The 17061-nt window shown below is 57.3% G+C and carries 16 protein-coding genes; 9 read left to right on the top strand and 7 right to left on the bottom strand.

The window, feature by feature from the left end; genetic code table 11:
• Nucleotides 1-32 precede the first annotated feature (32 nt).
• The 4 genes from hutI to hutU all read left to right on the top strand — a co-directional run bounded on the left by hutI (nt 33) and on the right by hutU (nt 4830).
• Nucleotides 33-1244 carry an imidazolonepropionase gene (hutI, locus tag ROSMUCSMR3_RS07880; RefSeq protein ID WP_081506968.1) on the top strand — a complete coding sequence of 404 codons (1212 nt, stop codon included), beginning with the start codon at nt 33-35 and terminating at the stop codon, nt 1242-1244.
• Nucleotides 1241-2779 carry a histidine ammonia-lyase gene (hutH, locus tag ROSMUCSMR3_RS07875; RefSeq protein ID WP_081506967.1) on the top strand — a complete coding sequence of 513 codons (1539 nt, stop codon included), beginning with the start codon at nt 1241-1243 and terminating at the stop codon, nt 2777-2779. Before hutI ends, hutH begins: the two co-directional genes overlap by 4 nt.
• Nucleotides 2776-3087 carry an N-formylglutamate amidohydrolase gene (locus ROSMUCSMR3_RS21100; RefSeq protein WP_157667274.1) on the top strand — a complete coding sequence of 104 codons (312 nt, stop codon included), beginning with the start codon at nt 2776-2778 and terminating at the stop codon, nt 3085-3087. Before hutH ends, ROSMUCSMR3_RS21100 begins: the two co-directional genes overlap by 4 nt.
• A 75-nt stretch (nt 3088-3162) precedes the next feature.
• Nucleotides 3163-4830: a urocanate hydratase gene (gene hutU / locus ROSMUCSMR3_RS07870; RefSeq protein WP_081506966.1), complete on the top strand. Its 1668-nt coding sequence runs from the start codon at nt 3163-3165 to the stop codon at nt 4828-4830.
• A gap of 44 nt (nt 4831-4874) precedes the next feature.
• On the opposite strand, the gene ROSMUCSMR3_RS07865 is transcribed toward hutU, so the two are convergent.
• On the bottom strand, nt 4875-5564 hold the full coding sequence (locus tag ROSMUCSMR3_RS07865; RefSeq protein WP_008283111.1) for a UTRA domain-containing protein: 690 nt from the start codon (nt 5562-5564) through the stop codon (nt 4875-4877).
• A gap of 519 nt (nt 5565-6083) precedes the next feature.
• Here ROSMUCSMR3_RS07865 and ROSMUCSMR3_RS07860 point away from each other — a divergent pair.
• The 3 genes from ROSMUCSMR3_RS07860 to ROSMUCSMR3_RS07850 all read left to right on the top strand — a co-directional run bounded on the left by ROSMUCSMR3_RS07860 (nt 6084) and on the right by ROSMUCSMR3_RS07850 (nt 8911).
• The gene (locus tag ROSMUCSMR3_RS07860; protein ID WP_008283112.1) at nt 6084-7112 is read left to right on the top strand and encodes a YeiH family protein; all 1029 of its coding nucleotides are present in this window, start codon (nt 6084-6086) and stop codon (nt 7110-7112) included.
• A gap of 9 nt (nt 7113-7121) precedes the next feature.
• Complete coding sequence (locus ROSMUCSMR3_RS07855; protein ID WP_081506965.1) at nt 7122-8009, top strand: LysR family transcriptional regulator; 888 nt, start codon at nt 7122-7124, stop codon at nt 8007-8009.
• A 107-nt stretch (nt 8010-8116) separates the two neighbouring features.
• On the top strand, nt 8117-8911 hold the full coding sequence (locus ROSMUCSMR3_RS07850) for a phosphate/phosphite/phosphonate ABC transporter substrate-binding protein (protein WP_157667273.1): 795 nt from the start codon (nt 8117-8119) through the stop codon (nt 8909-8911).
• A gap of 61 nt (nt 8912-8972) precedes the next feature.
• On the opposite strand, the gene ROSMUCSMR3_RS07845 is transcribed toward ROSMUCSMR3_RS07850, so the two are convergent.
• From ROSMUCSMR3_RS07845 to ROSMUCSMR3_RS07820, 6 genes are read right to left on the bottom strand one after another with little or no spacing between them, the layout of a single operon-like run.
• Nucleotides 8973-9977, bottom strand: coding sequence for an ornithine cyclodeaminase family protein (locus ROSMUCSMR3_RS07845; RefSeq protein ID WP_008283115.1), 1005 nt, complete (start codon nt 9975-9977; stop codon nt 8973-8975).
• A 37-nt stretch (nt 9978-10014) separates the two neighbouring features.
• Complete coding sequence (locus ROSMUCSMR3_RS07840) at nt 10015-10959, bottom strand: ABC transporter ATP-binding protein (RefSeq protein WP_037298920.1); 945 nt, start codon at nt 10957-10959, stop codon at nt 10015-10017.
• Nucleotides 10956-11615 (bottom strand): ABC transporter permease, encoded by a 660-nt coding sequence (locus ROSMUCSMR3_RS07835; RefSeq protein ID WP_081506963.1) that lies wholly within the window; start codon nt 11613-11615, stop codon nt 10956-10958. The genes ROSMUCSMR3_RS07840 and ROSMUCSMR3_RS07835 overlap by 4 nt, the downstream gene beginning before the upstream one ends.
• Complete coding sequence (locus tag ROSMUCSMR3_RS07830) at nt 11615-12244, bottom strand: ABC transporter permease (protein ID WP_081506962.1); 630 nt, start codon at nt 12242-12244, stop codon at nt 11615-11617. Before ROSMUCSMR3_RS07830 ends, ROSMUCSMR3_RS07835 begins: the two co-directional genes overlap by 1 nt.
• A complete protein-coding gene (locus ROSMUCSMR3_RS07825) occupies nt 12241-13761 on the bottom strand; it encodes an HAL/PAL/TAL family ammonia-lyase (protein WP_237183556.1) in 1521 nt (506 codons plus the stop codon). The genes ROSMUCSMR3_RS07830 and ROSMUCSMR3_RS07825 overlap by 4 nt, the downstream gene beginning before the upstream one ends.
• 58 nt (nt 13762-13819) lie before the next feature.
• Complete coding sequence (locus ROSMUCSMR3_RS07820) at nt 13820-14698, bottom strand: glycine betaine ABC transporter substrate-binding protein (RefSeq protein WP_081506961.1); 879 nt, start codon at nt 14696-14698, stop codon at nt 13820-13822.
• Between the two features lie 330 nt (nt 14699-15028).
• Here ROSMUCSMR3_RS07820 and ROSMUCSMR3_RS07815 point away from each other — a divergent pair, with 330 nt between their 5' ends.
• Together ROSMUCSMR3_RS07815 and ROSMUCSMR3_RS07810 are read left to right on the top strand one after the other, a co-directional pair.
• A complete protein-coding gene (locus tag ROSMUCSMR3_RS07815) occupies nt 15029-15544 on the top strand; it encodes a MarR family winged helix-turn-helix transcriptional regulator (RefSeq protein WP_081506960.1) in 516 nt (171 codons plus the stop codon).
• Nucleotides 15541-16452: a DMT family transporter gene (locus tag ROSMUCSMR3_RS07810; protein WP_008283122.1), complete on the top strand. Its 912-nt coding sequence runs from the start codon at nt 15541-15543 to the stop codon at nt 16450-16452. Before ROSMUCSMR3_RS07815 ends, ROSMUCSMR3_RS07810 begins: the two co-directional genes overlap by 4 nt.
• Nucleotides 16453-17061: the final 609 nt, after the last annotated feature.

The following is a 17061-nucleotide window of genomic DNA, read 5'->3' as shown; positions in this document are numbered from 1 at the left end:
TTAAAGTGAAATTTCAGCAGCGGTGGCCCGAAATGACGGAGAATAGCAAAGTTTTTGTGAATTTGAATCTCGCAAGCCTTTGCGACTCAGGCCCTAAGTATGGCTGGATCGAGGATGCAGCAGTTGTCGTTGTCGATGGGTTGATTGACTGGCTCGGCTCACGTGAGGCCTTACCATCGCTCTATAACTCGTTTCCCCAGATTGACCTTGGTGGGCGCGTCGTGACACCGGGTTTGATTGATTGCCACACCCATATTGTCCATGGTGGCAACCGCGCTGTCGAGTTCGAGATGCGCCTCAACGGAGCGAGCTATGAAGAGGTCGCGCGGGCGGGTGGCGGAATTGTATCGACGGTAAAGGCCACGCGTGCGGCCACCGACGAAGAATTGTTGACCACCGCACTTGCCCGTGTCGACGTTTTGATCGCCGAAGGTGTCACCTGCATCGAAATCAAATCCGGCTACGGTCTTGATATCGAAACCGAATTGCGGATGTTGCGCGTGGCCCGCGCGATCGGCCACAAGCGGCCCGTTCGGATCAAAACTACGTTTCTCGGGGCGCATGCCACACCTGCGGACTACGCGGGTCGGGACGATGCTTATATAGATGAGGTCTGCATCCCTGCCTTGCGTGCAGCCCACGCCGAAGCACTGGTCGACGCTGTCGACGGTTTTTGTGAGGGTATCGCGTTCCAGCCTGCTCAGATTGCCCGGGTCTTTCATGTGGCGTGCAGCTTGGGCCTGCCTGTCAAGCTGCATGCAGAGCAACTTTCAAACATTGGCGGCGCGAAACTGGCGGCGGGCTACGGAGCGCTGTCAGCCGATCATATCGAATATCTGGATGAGGCCGGCGTAGAAGCATTGGCGCAAGCTGGGACGGTTGCAGTCATCCTGCCCGGTGCATTCTACACATTGCGAGAGACCCAAGCCCCGCCTATCGCCCTGTTGCGCAAACATGGGGTGCCTATGGCCTTGGCAACAGACATCAACCCCGGTTCCTCCCCATTAAATTCGTTGCTACTGACGCTCAACATGGGCTGCACCTTGTTTCGGATGACCCCCGAAGAAGCTCTGCGCGGCGTCACTCAAAACGCTGCGCGGGCTTTGGGGCTATCCGACGCGGGCACCCTCGCCGTCGGAAAGCGCGCCGACATGGCAGTTTGGAACATCAAACACCCTGCCGAACTCTCGTATCGCATCGGCTTTAATCCCCTTCACTCCCGCATATTCGGAGGGACGTTGTGACCACACTCACCCTCACCCCCGGCGCTGTTACCTTGGATCATCTCGCTGACATCTATTGGAACGAAGCCTCGGTCCGGCTTGATCCGGCCAGCCACCCAGCGATCGAGCGCGCTCATGCGCGGATTGCCAAGGCTGTTGCAGGGACAGATGCGGTATACGGTGTGAACACAGGGTTTGGCAAACTTGCCTCGGTCAAGATTGCGAGCAAAGATACCACAACCCTGCAGCGCAACCTGATCTTGTCCCATTGCTGCGGTGTTGGCCCTGCGATTTCACGACGCGAGACGCGTCTGTTGATGGCTCTCAAATTGCTCAGCTTGGGGCGCGGTGCCTCGGGTGTGCGGTTAGAGGTTGTGGCACAGATTGAGGAGATGCTGGCCAAGGGCGTGACGCCTGTGATCCCGGCGCAAGGCTCTGTTGGTGCCTCGGGGGATCTGGCTCCGCTTGCGCATATGGCGGCTGTCATGATGGGTCATGGCGAGGCCGAGTATCTGGGTAAGATATTGCCCGGTGCCGAAGCTTTGGCCGCAGCTGGTATTGCTCCTCTTGTGCTTGGCCCCAAAGAAGGGCTGGCCTTGATTAATGGCACCCAATTCTCGACGGCCTTTGCGCTTGCGGGCCTTTTCGGCGCATGGCGCGCGGCCCATTCGGCACTGGTCACATCGGCCTTGTCAACTGACGCCATCATGGGGTCTACCGCGCCCTTGCAGCCGGAAATCCACGCCCTGCGAGGCCATCCCGGCCAGATACAGGCCGCAGAGACCATGCGCGCCTTGCTGGCCGGATCCGAAATCCGCGAGAGCCACATCGTGGGGGATGCCCGGGTTCAAGACCCCTATTGCATCCGCTGCCAGCCACAGGTGACGGGGGCGGCGATGGATGTGCTGCGCATGGCGGCCCGCACTCTGGGGATCGAGGCAAATGCCGCCACTGATAATCCGCTGGTTTTGATCGAGGCGGATTTGATCGTATCGGGGGGTAACTTTCACGCCGAACCTGTCGGATTTGCCGCCGATATGATCGCGCTCGCGATTGCCGAGATTGGGGCGATTGCGCAACGCCGCGTTGCTCTGATCGTGGACCCGGTGCTCAGTTTCAATCTACCACCGTTCCTTACGCCAAATCCGGGGCTGAACAGTGGCTATATGATTGCCGAGGTCACAACGGCCGCCCTGATGAGCGAAAACAAACATCTGGCAAATCCCTGCGTCACCGATAGCACACCCACCTCTGCCAATCAGGAAGATCACGTCAGCATGGCCGCCCATGGCGCACGCCGTTTGGGGGCAATGAACGAAAATCTCGCACGTATTCTTGGTGTGGAATTGCTCTGCGCCGCGCAAGGCATCGACTTTCGCGCACCGCTCGCCACAAGCGATACGTTGCAACGGGTGGTGGATCGGGTGCGCCAAGACGTGGCCGCGCTGGGCGAGGACCGCTATCTCGCGCCCGATCTGGAACGCGCCGCCGTGATGATTGCCTCGGGTGACATCGTGAACGCTGCAGGCATCGACATGCCGGAGCTCATCGCGTGACCGCCGTTGAAATCCATCAAGGCAAGACGCCGATGACGTTAGGCCTACCGCATACGGGCACCTTTGTGCCGTGGGAAATGTCTGTCGCTTCGATCGCCCGAAGCTGTGGGTTGGAAGATATGGACTGGCACCGTCACAGGTGCCATGACGGTTTGCTATCTGGCGCAAGCTCGGGGCGTGCGACCTTCCACCGGCCCGCTCTAGATACCATCCGTGATCCTTTGGGGGCCTTGCTCTCTCCCGCTCAGAACACCACCGGACTTGTGCCGCTGACCGATTTCGACGGGCATGACATCCGGACGCCTTAGCCGCGTCCACTCAAGCATTTTGACACAGCTGGCCGCCTTGGCCCCACCTCTAGAACCGACCCAGAAAGGCACATCATGACCGATCCGCGCAAGAACACCCGTGACATATACCCGGCAACTGGCACAAAACTGACGGCCAAAAGCTGGCTGACGGAAGCCCCCTTGCGGATGCTGATGAACAACTTGCACCCTGACGTCGCCGAAAACCCGCACGAATTGGTGGTTTACGGTGGCATGGGCCGTGCTGCGCGGACGTGGAAGGACTACGATATGATCGTCGCCTCCCTGCGCGAACTGGAAGAAGACCAGACCCTGCTGGTGCAATCGGGTAAACCTGTCGGCGTCTTTCAAACCCACAAGGATGCGCCGCGGGTGCTGATCGCCAACTCCAACCTTGTGCCGCATTGGGCCACTTGGGACCACTTCAACGAGTTGGATAAAAAGGGTTTGGCGATGTACGGCCAGATGACCGCGGGATCGTGGATTTACATCGGGTCGCAAGGCATTGTTCAGGGCACCTACGAGACATTTGTCGAGGCTGGCCGCCAGCACTATAACGGCTCTCTCAAAGGCAAATGGATCTTGACTGGTGGTCTTGGCGGAATGGGCGGCGCCCAGCCTTTGGCGGCTGTGATGGCGGGGGCCTGCTGTCTTGCGGTGGAATGTAACCCCGACAGTATCGATTTCCGGCTGCGGACCAGATATGTCGACGAAAAGGCCGAAACCTTGGACGAAGCGCTGGCCATGATCCAGCGCTGGACCGCTGCGGGCGAGGCAAAATCGGTCGGTCTACTGGGCAATGCAGCGGATGTGTTTCCCGAGTTGGTGAAGCGCGGCATTCGACCCGACATCGTCACAGACCAGACATCCGCCCATGACCCGATCAACGGATACTTGCCCCAAGGCTGGACCATGGCGCAGTGGAAAGAGAAGCGTGAAAGCGCCCCGAAAGAAGTTGAAAAGGCCGCGCGCGCCAGCATGAAAGTACAGGTTAAAGCCATGTGCGATTTTCATATATCAGGTGTCCCGACTGTCGATTACGGCAACAACATCCGCCAGATGGCGCAGGAAGAAGGTCTGGACAACGCGTTCGACTTCCCCGGCTTTGTTCCCGCCTATATCCGCCCGCTGTTTTGCCGTGGGGTCGGCCCGTTTCGTTGGGCGGCATTGTCTGGCGATCCCGAAGACATCTATAAAACAGATGCCAAGGTGAAGGAAATTCTGTCCGAGGACAAACATCTGCACAACTGGCTGGACATGGCCCGCGAACGGATCGCCTTTCAGGGCCTGCCTGCCCGCATTTGCTGGGTCGGTCTGGGGGTGCGTCACAAGCTGGGGCTGGCCTTTAACGAGATGGTGCGCAACGGCGAGCTTTCCGCTCCGATCGTCATCGGGCGTGACCATCTGGATTCAGGCTCGGTGGCATCGCCCAACCGCGAAACCGAGGCGATGAAAGACGGCTCGGACGCTGTGTCGGACTGGCCTTTGCTCAACGCTCTTTTGAACACCGCTTCAGGAGCAACGTGGGTATCCTTGCATCACGGTGGTGGCGTAGGCATGGGGTTCTCGCAACATTCCGGCATGGTGATCTGCTGTGATGGCACCGAGGATGCAGACCGCAGGATCGCGCGCGTGCTTTGGAACGATCCGGCGACTGGCGTTATGCGCCACGCCGATGCGGGATACGAAGACGCGCTCGACTGTGCCCGCGAAAATGGGCTGAACCTGCCCGGCATTCTTTGACGATCACCTGCGCTGCCGCGTCACGGCGGCAGCGCAGGCCCAGCCTAGTAGCGAGACGTCAGGCGATGGCCGGGGCGGTATGAGAAACGCACATAGGTCACCGCGTCGCTTTCCCACCATGTCGAGCGTTCGATATTGAACACCGGATCTCCTACCGAGCATGCCAGATAATCCGCCAAACTCTGATCTGCCGATCCGGCTGACAGGTTGATTTCGGCTTCAGAGAACGGGATCGTTGCGACCAACCATTCGCTTGGGCCGCATTCTGAGAAATCGACAAATTCCGCTGCTGGCAGAGCGGTCAGATTGATCCACCTGTCTTCGTGCTCATAAGGGATACAGTCAGCGTAATGCATGCACACAAGATGCAGCACTCTGCCTTCCTCCGGCAATTTGAGCCGCGCGCGTAACCAGTCTGGTGCCACTTCGACAACACGACTGGACAATGAATACCGATAGGACGCGCCCTTATCCTCAATCTCGTCGCGCACAAGCGGTATGTCAAAGCGGGCCTGCCGGATTGGTGACATGCGCACGCGCGTGCCGGCTTTGCGCCGTCGTTCGATGATCCCCTCGTCAGAGAGTTCGCGCATCGCCCTGTTCACTGTCGCGCGCGCACAGCCATAAGTCTCGGCAAGATCGACTTCGTTTGGCACCAAATTTCCAGGTGCCCAATCGCCCTTTATAATCTTTCCGAGAATGTCGGCTTTGACCTCTTTGTAAGTGACTTTCATAACTGAGTACTTCTCATGCCTTGCGACTATTTCATTTGCACCTTCGCAGATTTCTCGCCCGGGTACGGATTGACCCAGCCTGTGAAAACCGGTTGCAAAATAAAGACTAAGTGGTCTCACAGGTGTGCTGCGCTTACCGCCGGACACCTGTTCTCCTCATAGTGATGTTAATCCAGACATCTGACATTGCCAAGTTAACTGATCCAGGGTCCGAGCGCGTGACTGGGCCTAGGTTTTGTGATCATCTGACCGGTGAAATCCGGCCAGCCTGCACTAAGCCACCTTGCTCAGTTCGGTCGATCCCCAAGTCGTTTTGCAGCAGAAAAAGCGGCATGGGCCGACAAACCACGCCAAAACGACAGGTTTTCTAATCGGTTATCAAGAGCTTGCCGACGCATCGCGTCTCAACTCAGGTTTCCATCAATCTACCAGCTTTATAAATTAAAATCATAAAATTAATATGTTTTTATAATGAATTTTGCCATGATACCCCGCTCCTGATATCCAACGGAGCATCCCATGATCACCACAATATCCCCCCGCCAACAGGCCCTCGGGTTTGGGCATTTCATCACGCGCAACGCGTTTGGGGTGGTTATTGCCGTGGGGATTACGGGGCTTGCAGCCCTGCTGCACCATCTTGGGCTGGCCACGACAATCGGGCTTCCGATCTTGTCCATTTTGATCGCCATGGTGATCGGCAATGCGATCCCCGCCCCCAAAGCAAGCCTGCCCGGTTTGCAAATCGCGTCTCGCCCCCTGCTGCGCTTTGGGATTATCCTGCTCGGCTTGCAGGTCACGCTCGGCGATATGTTGGCCTTGGGCTTGTTGCCCTTGGCGGCGTTGGTGGCGCTGGTCATGGGGACAATGGGGTTTACCGTCTGGGTGGGCCGCCTTTTAGGTGTTGAAAAATCCCTAACCGTGCTGATCGCGTCGGGCACTTCAATCTGCGGGGCCTCTGCGGTGCTGGCAACCGCATCCACCATATCCGCCAAAGACGAAGACGTGGCCTACGGCGTTGCAATGGTCACCTTGTTCGGCTCTGTCGCAATGACGCTTTTGCCGATGACCAGCGCCTATTTGAACTTTGGCCCGATGGTCCACGGCTTCTGGACGGGCGGTACGATCCACGAGGTCGCCCAAGCCGTTGCCGCTGCGTTTCAACACGACGAGGATGCCGGAACCGTCGGAACGATGGTCAAGCTGGCACGCGTGCTGATGCTGGTGCCGGTCTTGCTGCTGGTGGGTGCGCTGTTTAACAAGGGCCACCAAGACGCCTCCAGCAAGCGCGCGCCCTTTCCCATGTTCGTGTTGGGTTTCATGGCCATGGTGGGGGTCAATTCTGTTCTGGATATCCCCGCTGATCTGCGGGCCCACTTTGCCACGCTGACCGCCTGTATCCTTGCCACATCGCTGGCGGCGATCGGCTTTCAAACCCGCTTCCCCGCCCTTTTGGCCCGTGGTCCGCGCCCATTGGTGTTGGCGGCTGTGTCCTGCTGTTTTGTTTCAGGCGCTGGCCTCTTGCTGGCCCTTGCCCTCTTCCCGTAAACCGCTGGCATGACACTTGAACAACTTCGCATCTTTGTCGCAGTGGCCACGGAGCTGAACATGACCCGCGCCGCCGAAGTGCTGCGCTTGTCGCAATCTGCTGTCAGCGCTGCGATTTCCGCGCTGGAACGACGCCATGATGTGCAACTTTTCGACCGGGTGGGGCGCGGCATCGCCTTGACCCCCGCCGGAGCTGTGTTTCTGACTGAGGCCAAAGACATCCTGAACCGCAGCCAACAAGCCGAACGGGTTCTCGAAGACCTCAGCACCCTGCGCCGAGGTTCAATCCAACTGGTCGCCAGTCAGACCGTGGGAAATTACTGGCTGCCTCGCCAATTGATGAGCTTCCATTCCAGCAATCCCGACATCGACCTCTCGGTCGAAATCACCAATTCGGATCGGGTGATGGACTGGATCACCTCAGGCAAAGCCGAATTGGGCTTTATCGAATCCCCCGTCACCATGGACGGGCTAGAGGCCACGCAAGTCGGAACTGACCAGATGGTTCTCATCGGCTCCCGCGAGATTGGCCTGCAGATCGACCGCGCCATGCTGATGAGCCTGCCTTGGGTGATCCGCGAAGAAGGCTCTGGCACCCGCGCCATGCTGCTGGAATTCCTGAGCCATTACAGGCTGACCCTGTCGGACATTCGCATCGCATTGGTGCTGCCCAGCAACGAGGCGATCGCGAGCGCTGTCTCTGACGGGCTGGGCGTTGCCTTAATGTCGCGTCTTGCGGCGGGGTTTCTAGGCCAATCCTCCGAGATCGCCATTCGACCATCCCCCCAGCCAGACCGCGCCTTGACGATGGTGCTATCTACGCAGCGCCATCGCAGCAGTGCGGTGCAGGCCTTTGTCCGTCAAATCAAAGCTGGCTCCAATCCCGCTTTGATCTGACGGCACGCATGTAGAAATGTTCTGAATACTTGAAGCACTAAGCCCCCGGCCCCCCAGAAGCCACCCGAAGGTGAACAAGAGAGCCCCAGATGATTGCCTGCTCGCGAATGTATAACCTGAATCCTGCGCTGAGCAGTCACTGGCGCAGTTTGTTTGAACACACAGCCGCTGTCGCCGGGGTGCCATTGGATGTGATCGACTACGCAGCACCCGCCCCGCTTGATCTGCTGTGGGCCCGCACGGATCTGGCCTGCGTGTTCATGTGCGGCTGGCCCTTTCAGCGTACCACCCGCGCATTTCAGATCGTCGCGGCCCCAATCCCCGAGTACCACGCAACGCTGCACCCGCTGACAGGGCCGCAGTATTGTACCAATATGGTGGTGTCGGATGCAGGCCCTTTTAACCGCCTGCAAGACACGTTTGGCGGGCGGATTGCCTGGACAGATCGTGGCTCGCACTCGGGTTTCAATGCCCCACGCAAACTGTTGCTGGATCACCTGAACGGGCAGGAACGCCTTTATTCTGAAAGCATCGGTCCGGTTGTCACCCCCCGCGCTTCGTTGAATAGCATTCTAGAGGGCCGCGCCGATGTTGCCCCGCTCGACAGTTATTTTCACAGCTTGCTGGCCCGCCATGAACCGGACACCGCGCGCCGCATTCGGGTCATTGCCCAGACGCCAGCCTCGCCCATACCGCTGCTGGTGGCCGCCCCAGAAATTGCCCCTGAAATCGTTGCCAAGCTAGGCGAGGCCTTTGCCCAAGCCGCCGATTCACCGCAACTGGCCCCTTACCTGAAAGACCTGTGCCTGAGCGGGTTTGCGATCCCAAGCCGCAAAGACTATGCCGTTACCGACCAGTGGCACGCCGAGGCAATGGCCGCAGGCTATCACGAGCCCTGCTGATCCAGACAGAAAAAGGGCACCAATGGTGCCCTTTCTTTACGCCAAGACGCTCTGCCAAAGTTTAGCGGAACCGAATTTTCTGGCCGATGTTATTGGCCTTAGCCTTGGCCACCAAAGCCGCCCCAAGTGCCACGTCGGTGCTGCTAAGACCACGATGCCAGAACAAGATCGTTTCGTCGTCGTTTTCACGGCCCGGTTTCAGTCCTGCGGCGACCTCGCCCAATTCTGCGTGCAGGGTTTCCTCGGACAGTTTTCCAGCATCCACATGGGCGCGCAATGAACCGTAGGGACGCCCCGGACCACATTGACCCCAGTCATCCACCAACATCTTGTCCATGATATCGGTCAGATCAAATTCAACCGCGCTCATAGTGCCGTAAGGGATCACCAAGGCACCTTTTTTGATCCATTCGGTTTTGAACATGGGTGTAGGCTCTGGTAGCCGTGTCGCCTCGATCAGGATATCCGCGCCTTCAAGACAATCCTGCCAGTTGTCGGTGACGATGATCTTTTTACCCAGATCCTTTTCCAGTCTTTCGCCGAACGCATTGCGGCTTTCTGGCCGACGGGAGTGGATGCGGATTTCGTCGAAATCATACAGATGGTTCAGCAAACGCACATTCCAATAGGATGTGCCACGCGATCCCACATGGCCCAGAATCTTGCTGTCCTTGCGCGCCAGATGTTTGGCCCCAAGCGCTGTCACAGCCCCGGTCCGCATGTCGGTGATCGCCGTGGCGTCAATAATAGCAAGGGGCACACCGGTTTCGGGACTGAACAGATTCAAAATCGCCAGTTCCGACGGCAAACCCACTTTGTAGTTGTCAACAAAGTCGCCGACCACTTTGACGCCCGCCACCCCGAGCGATTTCACATAGCCGCGCAGGACATTGAAATGCCCTTTGTCCGAACTTTCAGGAACCAGATGCACACGCGGTTCGATGACAGTCTGCTTGTTGCCTTGTGCAATCAGCGCGGATTCAACCGCCGCAAGGATTTCATCGTCGGTCAGGGCAAGTTCTGCAATGTCCAGTGCGTTAAGATAGTCGACCCAGATCTCGGTCATGTTGAAGCCTTTCGGAAAGAGAGAAGTTGTAACGGCACTAAGAGGCAAGAGCCACTGGGCCCAGCACCGCAGCACGGTTGATAAAGCCAAGAACAGGGCCCCCATCTTCACGGACAATCAGGCCCTCGACCTTTTGGGCGAGGATTTCTGACAGCGCAAAATGCAAGCTGGCACTTGGGGCGATGGTTGGAAAATCGGTGCTCGTCGCAGGGGTCATCCTGTCACGCACTGAAATCAGGTTCAGCTGTTTCAGCGCACGATCCGTACCAAGGAAATCCGCCACAAAAAGACTGTTGGGACGCGCCAGAATATCAATCGGCGCATCATATTGCAGCAATTTGCCATCCCGCATAATCGCAACGCGGTCGCCCATCTTAAGCGCCTCGTCCAGATCATGGGTGACCATCACCACTGTCTTGTTTGTCTTTTTCAGGATTTCCTTGAATTCTGTCTGAACCTTGCTGCGGGTGATCGGATCAATAGCGCCAAAAGGTTCATCCATAAGCATCACCTCGGGGTCCGCAGCCAGCGCACGGGCAAACCCGACCCGCTGACGTTGACCACCTGACAGCGCGTTTGGCAACCGCGGTCCCATTTCGTCAGGGTCCAGCCCGACAAGTTCCAACATCTCATTCACCCGCTTCCGGATCTTGGCCGGATCATGTTTCAATAGGCGTGGCACCGTCGCCACGTTCTCTGAGATCGTCATATGCGGGAACAGACCGACCTGTTGGATCACGTAACCAATAGAGCGCCGCAAGACCTGCGGATCAACCTTGGTCACGTCTTGCCCATTGACCAATATTTGTCCTGATGTTGGCACTTGAAGACAATTGATCATCCGCATGGTCGTGGTCTTGCCGCAGCCCGACGGCCCGATCAGTGCCACCGTGGTGCCGGTTTCGATTTGCAGACTGACGTCGTCAACAGCGGGACGGCCGCCACTGTTATAGGTCTTGGTGACGTTCCTAAGCTCGATCATCCCGGCTCTCCTGAAAGGTTGACGTTTCTGTACGACACGCGGCGTTCTAAAAAGCTAAACCCAACCTCAGCGGCAATCGCCAGGAGAGCGATAGGAACTGCGCCGACCAGCAACCTTGGCATATCCATGATCGCGATACCGGTGCTGATGAAATCACCCAGACCACCGCCCCCGACAAATGAGGCCAATGCTGCACCGCCAATAACCTGAATAGAGGCGATTTTGACGCCCGAGATGATCGGCCCCAAGGCCAATGGCAACTCGATATGCAGCGCAATCTGCAAACGGCTCATGCCCATGCCGGTTGCGGCATCGGTGACCGTTAGGTCAACCTCGGCCACGCCCACAACCGTGTTCAACAACATCGGAGGCACCGCAAGCACGATGAGTGCAACGACCGAAGGAAGAAAGCCAATCCCCAAAAGCGGCAACGCTGCTGACAGGATCGCAAGACTAGGGATCGACCGAATGGCGCCCACGATATTGATCGCAACGAAAGATGCGCGCCGTGAATGTGCCACCAAGAACCCCAACGGAATGGCTATGGCCGCCCCGATAGACATGGCCACAGCAGACATCCATAAATGCTGGTTCAGCGCGATCATAAAGGTGGATTTATGAGCAAGGAACCAAGTGAATGCGTCAAGCAGGTTCATTACACGGCCCCTCCGGTTGTTTTGCGCAGCTTCCGTTCAATGCTCGAAAGGGAGAAATCTACTGACAAGGCCAATGCCGAGGTGAGCGCCCCACCGACAAGAATCTTCTCGGGATAGCGTTGATCGAGGCCTTCGAAGATAATCGTGCCTAGCCCACCGGCATTAATATATGCCGCGATGGTGGCAATCCCGATCACGGTGACTGACGCAATCCGAAGCCCGGCGATGATGAATGGTAGTGCAAGAGGCAATTCGATCTCATAAATCCGCCGCCAACGCCCGTAGCCCATGCCATGTGCGGCATCGATAACTTCGGGCGGCAAATTCTGGAAGCCTGTCGCGATGTTTCGGATCATGATCATCAGCGAGTAGGCCGCCAGCCCAATGATCGCAGGAATTGTGCCAATGCCGAAAATTGGAATGAAAAGCGCAAATAGGGCCAGACTGGGGATCGCAAAGAGAATGCCCGTCACGATCATGATGAAGCTGTAAAGTCTAGGCTTTTTGGCGCTGTAGATACCAACGGCCAAGGAAATCACAAAGGCGATCGTGATTGGCACAATCAAAAGGTACAAATGCTCTAGTAAAGCGATTCCGATCCGGTCGAGGTTGTAGGGCCACCAATTCACGAAAGCTGTTCCTCTAGTTCAGTGAGGATCGGGCCTAACCTTTGTTGCTGGATCGCCTCGGCCAAAGCGACAATATCAGGACTGGCTGCACGGTCTTGGGTCAATGGCGCAACAAGCGCCCTTACTGCTTGCTGGATCGCTGCCGTGCCTTGCCCCAAAGTTATGCCTGTTCGCAAATCAACCGCTTGCGCCGCAACCATCAATTCGATTCCGACAAGATAGCGCAGGTTCTCCACGATGGCCGAGAATTTCTCAACGCCGGGCATCAACAAAGATGCGTAATCCTCAACCCGATCCGCAACGGGGATCGCGGCAAATGGCATCGGCATCGCCTGTTGCCCAATCGTTGCGACCAGTGCGGAAACGGTTTTCTGCACTGTTGCGAAACCATTGGAACCGCCCACGTCTGGTGCCATAAACCGCGGTAAATCAGACATTTCGGCGGACATCATCTTCATGATCCGCTCGCCCGTCATCGCGGCAAGACGCGCTAGGGCCAGTGCCATTGTATCAAAGGAAAGGGCCACATGGGTCGGATCAAAATTCCCGTTGGGCAATACGAGATCAAGCGCCGTATTGATCGCAGGATTGTCGTCGCTGGTCGCCAGTTCCAAGGCAACGGCGTCGCGGGCGTGGCAAATTGTGGATTGCACCGCACCGAAAACCGAACTGACACAACGCAGCGATAAAGGGTCTTGCAGCCGCCGCTGTGCTTTGGGCTCCATCAGATTGCCGCCTTCGAGTAAAGACAGCAAGCTTTCGGCAATTGTGCCCTGATACGGGGCTGGTCGCAGCGCCGTCGCTGCGGGTGCGAGTGGCGCGATACTGGCGCGAAACCCTTCATAGCTTAATGCCACCGCTGCCACTTGCGCGGCAAAGACACGCTGAACATCCGCGATGGCAAGCGCGGCAAGCCCAAGGGCGGCTGAATTCGATGACACCAGCGCAAGCCCGTCTTTGACACCAAATTTTGGCAGCTCTAGTCCGGCCTCAAGAAAAGCGGTACGCCCGTCTGTCAGGCTGCCATCAGCGCGGATAACAGTGCCTCTACCGGTCAGAACTTCTGCGATATGGGCCATCGGGGCCAAATCTGCCTCTCCGACAGATCCAAGCATCGGAACGCGGGGCACAATGCGGTGATTGAGCATCCCTGCCAATGCAGCGGCCACAGCGTAGGACATTCCAGAATGACCAACGCAGACACGCGACAAACGCGTGGCGATCATGGCGCGGGCTTCGACCTCGGTGGCGATACGACCCACCCCAACGGCCCGCGCCCTTGGAATCAAATGCTGGTCATCGCCCGTGCGCACCTTCATGACCGTATCCACGGCCGCACCAAGACCTGTACTTACACCGTAAATCGCTTGGCCACTGGCCGCATGCTCTTGCAAGCATGAATAGCTTGCTGCGATTGTTTTGGCGGTATCGGGGGAAATACTTACCGGTGTGAAGTCATGAGCGATCTTGAAAATCGTGCGCGCCGACACTCCCCGAGAGTCGATATTGATTATCATGAAAAGGGTCCGATCAGTTAGAAACGCAAGGCAGGATCATACCTGCCTTGCACGTTCCTTAGTCAATAATGCCAACGGATTTCAGGAAATCCTGTGCCACATCGCGCGCTTCTTCACGCCCGACCTCTACCCGCTTGTTCAGGGTCCGCATGATGTCATTGTCCAGCTGATCAGAGACGCGATTCAGCATCTCCTCGGCCCTCGGAAACTCTTCAAGCGCGTCTTTGCGAACGACGGGTGCCACGAAATACGGGGGGAAAAGCCCTTTGTCGTCTTCCATTACGACATAGTCTTCAGCTGCAATCTGCCAATCAGTCGCAAACCCGTTGTTCACGTCAATCTGACCCGCAGCCAAGGCATCGTACCGCAGCCCAAGTTTTGCAAACATGCGGAATTCACGAAACTCGGCCCCGTAGACATTGCGCAGACCGACCAGCCCGTCAGCACGGTCAGGAAATTCCGGCCCTCCGCCAATGGACAGCTCTGGCGCTGCAACGCCTAGGTCGGACAGTGTTTTGAGGTTGTATTTCTCAGCGGTTTCCCGGCGCACCAACATGGCATAGCCGTTGTTGATATGGGCAGGCTCCAGCCACTTTAGATCCAATTCTGTATCATAGTAGCTTTTCACCGTATCATACACGACCTGTGCGTCAGAAGACATCTCGCCTTTGACAACCGCAGACAGGGCCGTGCCGGTGTACTCGGGATACATGTCGATATCCCCACCCGTGAGCGCCGCATGGGCAATCAGCGTACCCCCAAGATTGATCTTGCGCTCAACCGGAATATCAATGCTTTCCAGCGCAGCAGCATAGATTTCACCAAGAATGAATTGTTCGGTGAAGTTCTTGGTGCCAACGACAAAATTATCTGCTTGCGCCCCTTGCCCAATGAACAGCGCCGCGGATGTTGCCAGAGTTGTCACAAGATTTTTCATTGGAGATTTCCCTGTTCGGATCGAAGGCAAGCTCTTTGGCCCCTTCGAAGGTTACCTTTGGATCAAGAGTATGCGCCCACGCCCAGGCTGCTGGAATTTACAGCTAAGTCTTTCATGAAGGATCTGACTCTTGCTTTTATGTATGGACATAAATGTATTTAAGGCAAGCATAAAATGGCGCTGTCGATTTTACCTCATCGCCCAAGTGATGTCGCGAATGGTGCAAGGGGGCAGGCAAGACCGATGGCACCCGTAAGCCATGCAGGTCGCTTGACACAGCGCCGTTTAATTATATATGCATGATGCATACATATAACACAGAGACTCACCATGGACAGACTAGCAAACCTGCTCAACGCAGCAGCCACGGCCATCTCGGATGCTCAGGCGATGTCGATGGCACGGCATGCGGATCTAAAACCATCAAACACAGGTGCGATTCTGACCTTGGGCCAGCATTCCGCACTTACTCTGTCGGAACTTGCGCGGATTATCGGGCTTAGCCATTCGGCGACAGTAAGGCTGATTGATGGCTTGGCGGACAAGGGACTGGCACGGCGCGGCGATGGGCAGGACCGGCGCGAAGTTGCGATTTCGCTGACCATTAAAGGTCTTAGGCTTTATGCGGATCTGCGACAGGCGCAGAGCGAGATACTGATTCCGCTGACCGAGGGACTTACGCCCATGGAACGGGCAACGCTGGAGGTCGCACTTTCCCGTATCCTCGCCGCCTTGACGAAAAGCCGCCAAAGTGCGGATCACATTTGCCGCTTCTGTGACGAAGGGGTCTGCGGGCAGGATGATTGCCCCGTCGAAATTCAGGCCGTCGCGCTGTCACGCGCATGACCGACGCCATAAGCCATCCTGTCCCGTCACGCTCGGTTGCCGTGGCGGCGATGCTCTGCTCAGCGGCGTGCTGGGGGGGCGCGACCGTCATGACCAAAGGGGCGCTTGATGCTTTCGATCCCTTCATCTTGCTGGTCATACAATTGGTGGCCAGTGTTGCCGCGCTTTGGACTGCTGTTCTTCTTTCTTCCACGTCTCTTTTGGCCTTTCGACCGATGGTGCGGGCTGGCTCCACGGGCGTTCTTGAACCCGGATTAGCCTATGCCGTCGGTGTTCCGGGCCTTGCCCTGACCACGGCGGGCAATGCCTCGGTCATCGCAGCCCTCGAGCCCGTGTTCATTTTTCTCGGCGCATGGCTTTTGTTCCGGACCCGGCCAACCCTCAGGGCGATCGTGGCGATCGTCACCGCAGTCATCGGCGTGACACTTGTATCCCTGACCGATCCTGCAGGTCTTGGGGGCGGGTCGGTTTTGGGCGATGGCTTGGTCCTCTTCGGCACAGCGCTTGCGGCTGCCTATGTTCTGGCGTCCAGCAAGCTTGCCGTGACGATGCCTGCGGTCCTTCTGACTGCGTTGCAGCAAACCGCTGGCCTTGGGCTGGTCGTAATCCTGAGCGCATTTGCGTTGTTTGCGGGTTGGCAGTCGCTTCCAGCGTCGGTGACTTTGCCCGCGTTGGGCCTCGCCATCTTGTCGGGCCTGATCCAGTACGCCCTCGCCTTCTGGCTTTACATTGTAGGACTGAAAGGGATTGCACCGGGGCTGGCGGGCATGTTCCTGACGACAACACCCATCTTCGGCGTCTTTGGCGGCATTGTCTTCCTGGGTGAACGCCTTGTGCTGAGCCAGTTGCTGGGCATGACGCTTGTAATTGTGTCGCTTGTTGCCTTGCTCAGATCCCGTGGCGGCTGATGATCACAACAGGTCCGTTCGCAGTTTTCGTCGTTCCGCTACGCCCCAGCGGGTTTCCCCGCCGGACCTAATGGGGCCCAGCCCCTCAGAACGGGATATCGCCGATACGGTCAACCAACTCGGGGTTTTCGGCCCACAAGCAAAGGTATAGAACCTCGGATACATGTGCATCCTGTCTTCGGTTGTGCAAAGTGAAGGGTAGCTTCAGACAACCTGCGCTGCCCCACATCCAACAGCGTCAGCATGATCAGGCACTGCACCTTTTCAGTGGGGCGCTCTAAGTTGCGTCTCAACACGACAGTCTGGCTAGATGCCTCTGGGTGCCAGAGTGCCGGATACAATCCACCTCGGTATGCCGTCGCTTCACGCTCTTAAGCGAAACATCGTTTCCGGGTGATCAGGGCCTCTTTCGGTTCACGACGATCCCTCCTGAACTTTCCAGTTTCAGAATAGTCGCGACACACAAACTGAGGCGGAACAGATTAGGGGCAACGCGACGGATTTAAGCGTCTGAAAGATAACCGTGATTATCTCGTTTTGGCGTCACGCGCCCGGTCCACGGGTACAGCTCGCGTTTGGCGCGAATCATCTCTGAGTGGAGCGTGCTCG

It is taken from the genome of Roseovarius mucosus (assembly GCF_002080415.1).
In the GTDB taxonomy this organism is placed as follows: Bacteria; Pseudomonadota; Alphaproteobacteria; order Rhodobacterales; family Rhodobacteraceae; genus Roseovarius; species Roseovarius mucosus_A.
The sequence above is the reverse complement of the archived record's forward strand: the minus strand, read 5'-3'. Positions and strand labels throughout refer to the sequence as shown.

Excerpts from the sequence above, each read along its gene's own strand:
- ROSMUCSMR3_RS07865 (WP_008283111.1), bottom strand. The coding sequence starts at position 5,564 with ATGAAAGTCACTTACAAAGAGGTCAAAGCCGACATTCTCGGAAAGATT.
- ROSMUCSMR3_RS07825 (WP_237183556.1), bottom strand. The coding sequence starts at position 13,761 with ATGATAATCAATATCGACTCTCGGGGAGTGTCGGCGCGCACGATTTTC.
- ROSMUCSMR3_RS07810 (WP_008283122.1), top strand. The coding sequence starts at position 15,541 with ATGACCGACGCCATAAGCCATCCTGTCCCGTCACGCTCGGTTGCCGTG.
- ROSMUCSMR3_RS07855 (WP_081506965.1), top strand. The coding sequence starts at position 7,122 with ATGACACTTGAACAACTTCGCATCTTTGTCGCAGTGGCCACGGAGCTG.
- hutU (WP_081506966.1), top strand. The coding sequence starts at position 3,163 with ATGACCGATCCGCGCAAGAACACCCGTGACATATACCCGGCAACTGGC.
- ROSMUCSMR3_RS07820 (WP_081506961.1), bottom strand. The coding sequence starts at position 14,698 with ATGAAAAATCTTGTGACAACTCTGGCAACATCCGCGGCGCTGTTCATT.
- hutI (WP_081506968.1), top strand. The coding sequence starts at position 33 with ATGACGGAGAATAGCAAAGTTTTTGTGAATTTGAATCTCGCAAGCCTT.
- ROSMUCSMR3_RS07850 (WP_157667273.1), top strand. The coding sequence starts at position 8,117 with ATGTATAACCTGAATCCTGCGCTGAGCAGTCACTGGCGCAGTTTGTTT.
- ROSMUCSMR3_RS07815 (WP_081506960.1), top strand. The coding sequence starts at position 15,029 with ATGGACAGACTAGCAAACCTGCTCAACGCAGCAGCCACGGCCATCTCG.
- ROSMUCSMR3_RS07845 (WP_008283115.1), bottom strand. The coding sequence starts at position 9,977 with ATGACCGAGATCTGGGTCGACTATCTTAACGCACTGGACATTGCAGAA.
- ROSMUCSMR3_RS07835 (WP_081506963.1), bottom strand. The coding sequence starts at position 11,615 with ATGAACCTGCTTGACGCATTCACTTGGTTCCTTGCTCATAAATCCACC.
- ROSMUCSMR3_RS07860 (WP_008283112.1), top strand. The coding sequence starts at position 6,084 with ATGATCACCACAATATCCCCCCGCCAACAGGCCCTCGGGTTTGGGCAT.
- ROSMUCSMR3_RS07840 (WP_037298920.1), bottom strand. The coding sequence starts at position 10,959 with ATGATCGAGCTTAGGAACGTCACCAAGACCTATAACAGTGGCGGCCGT.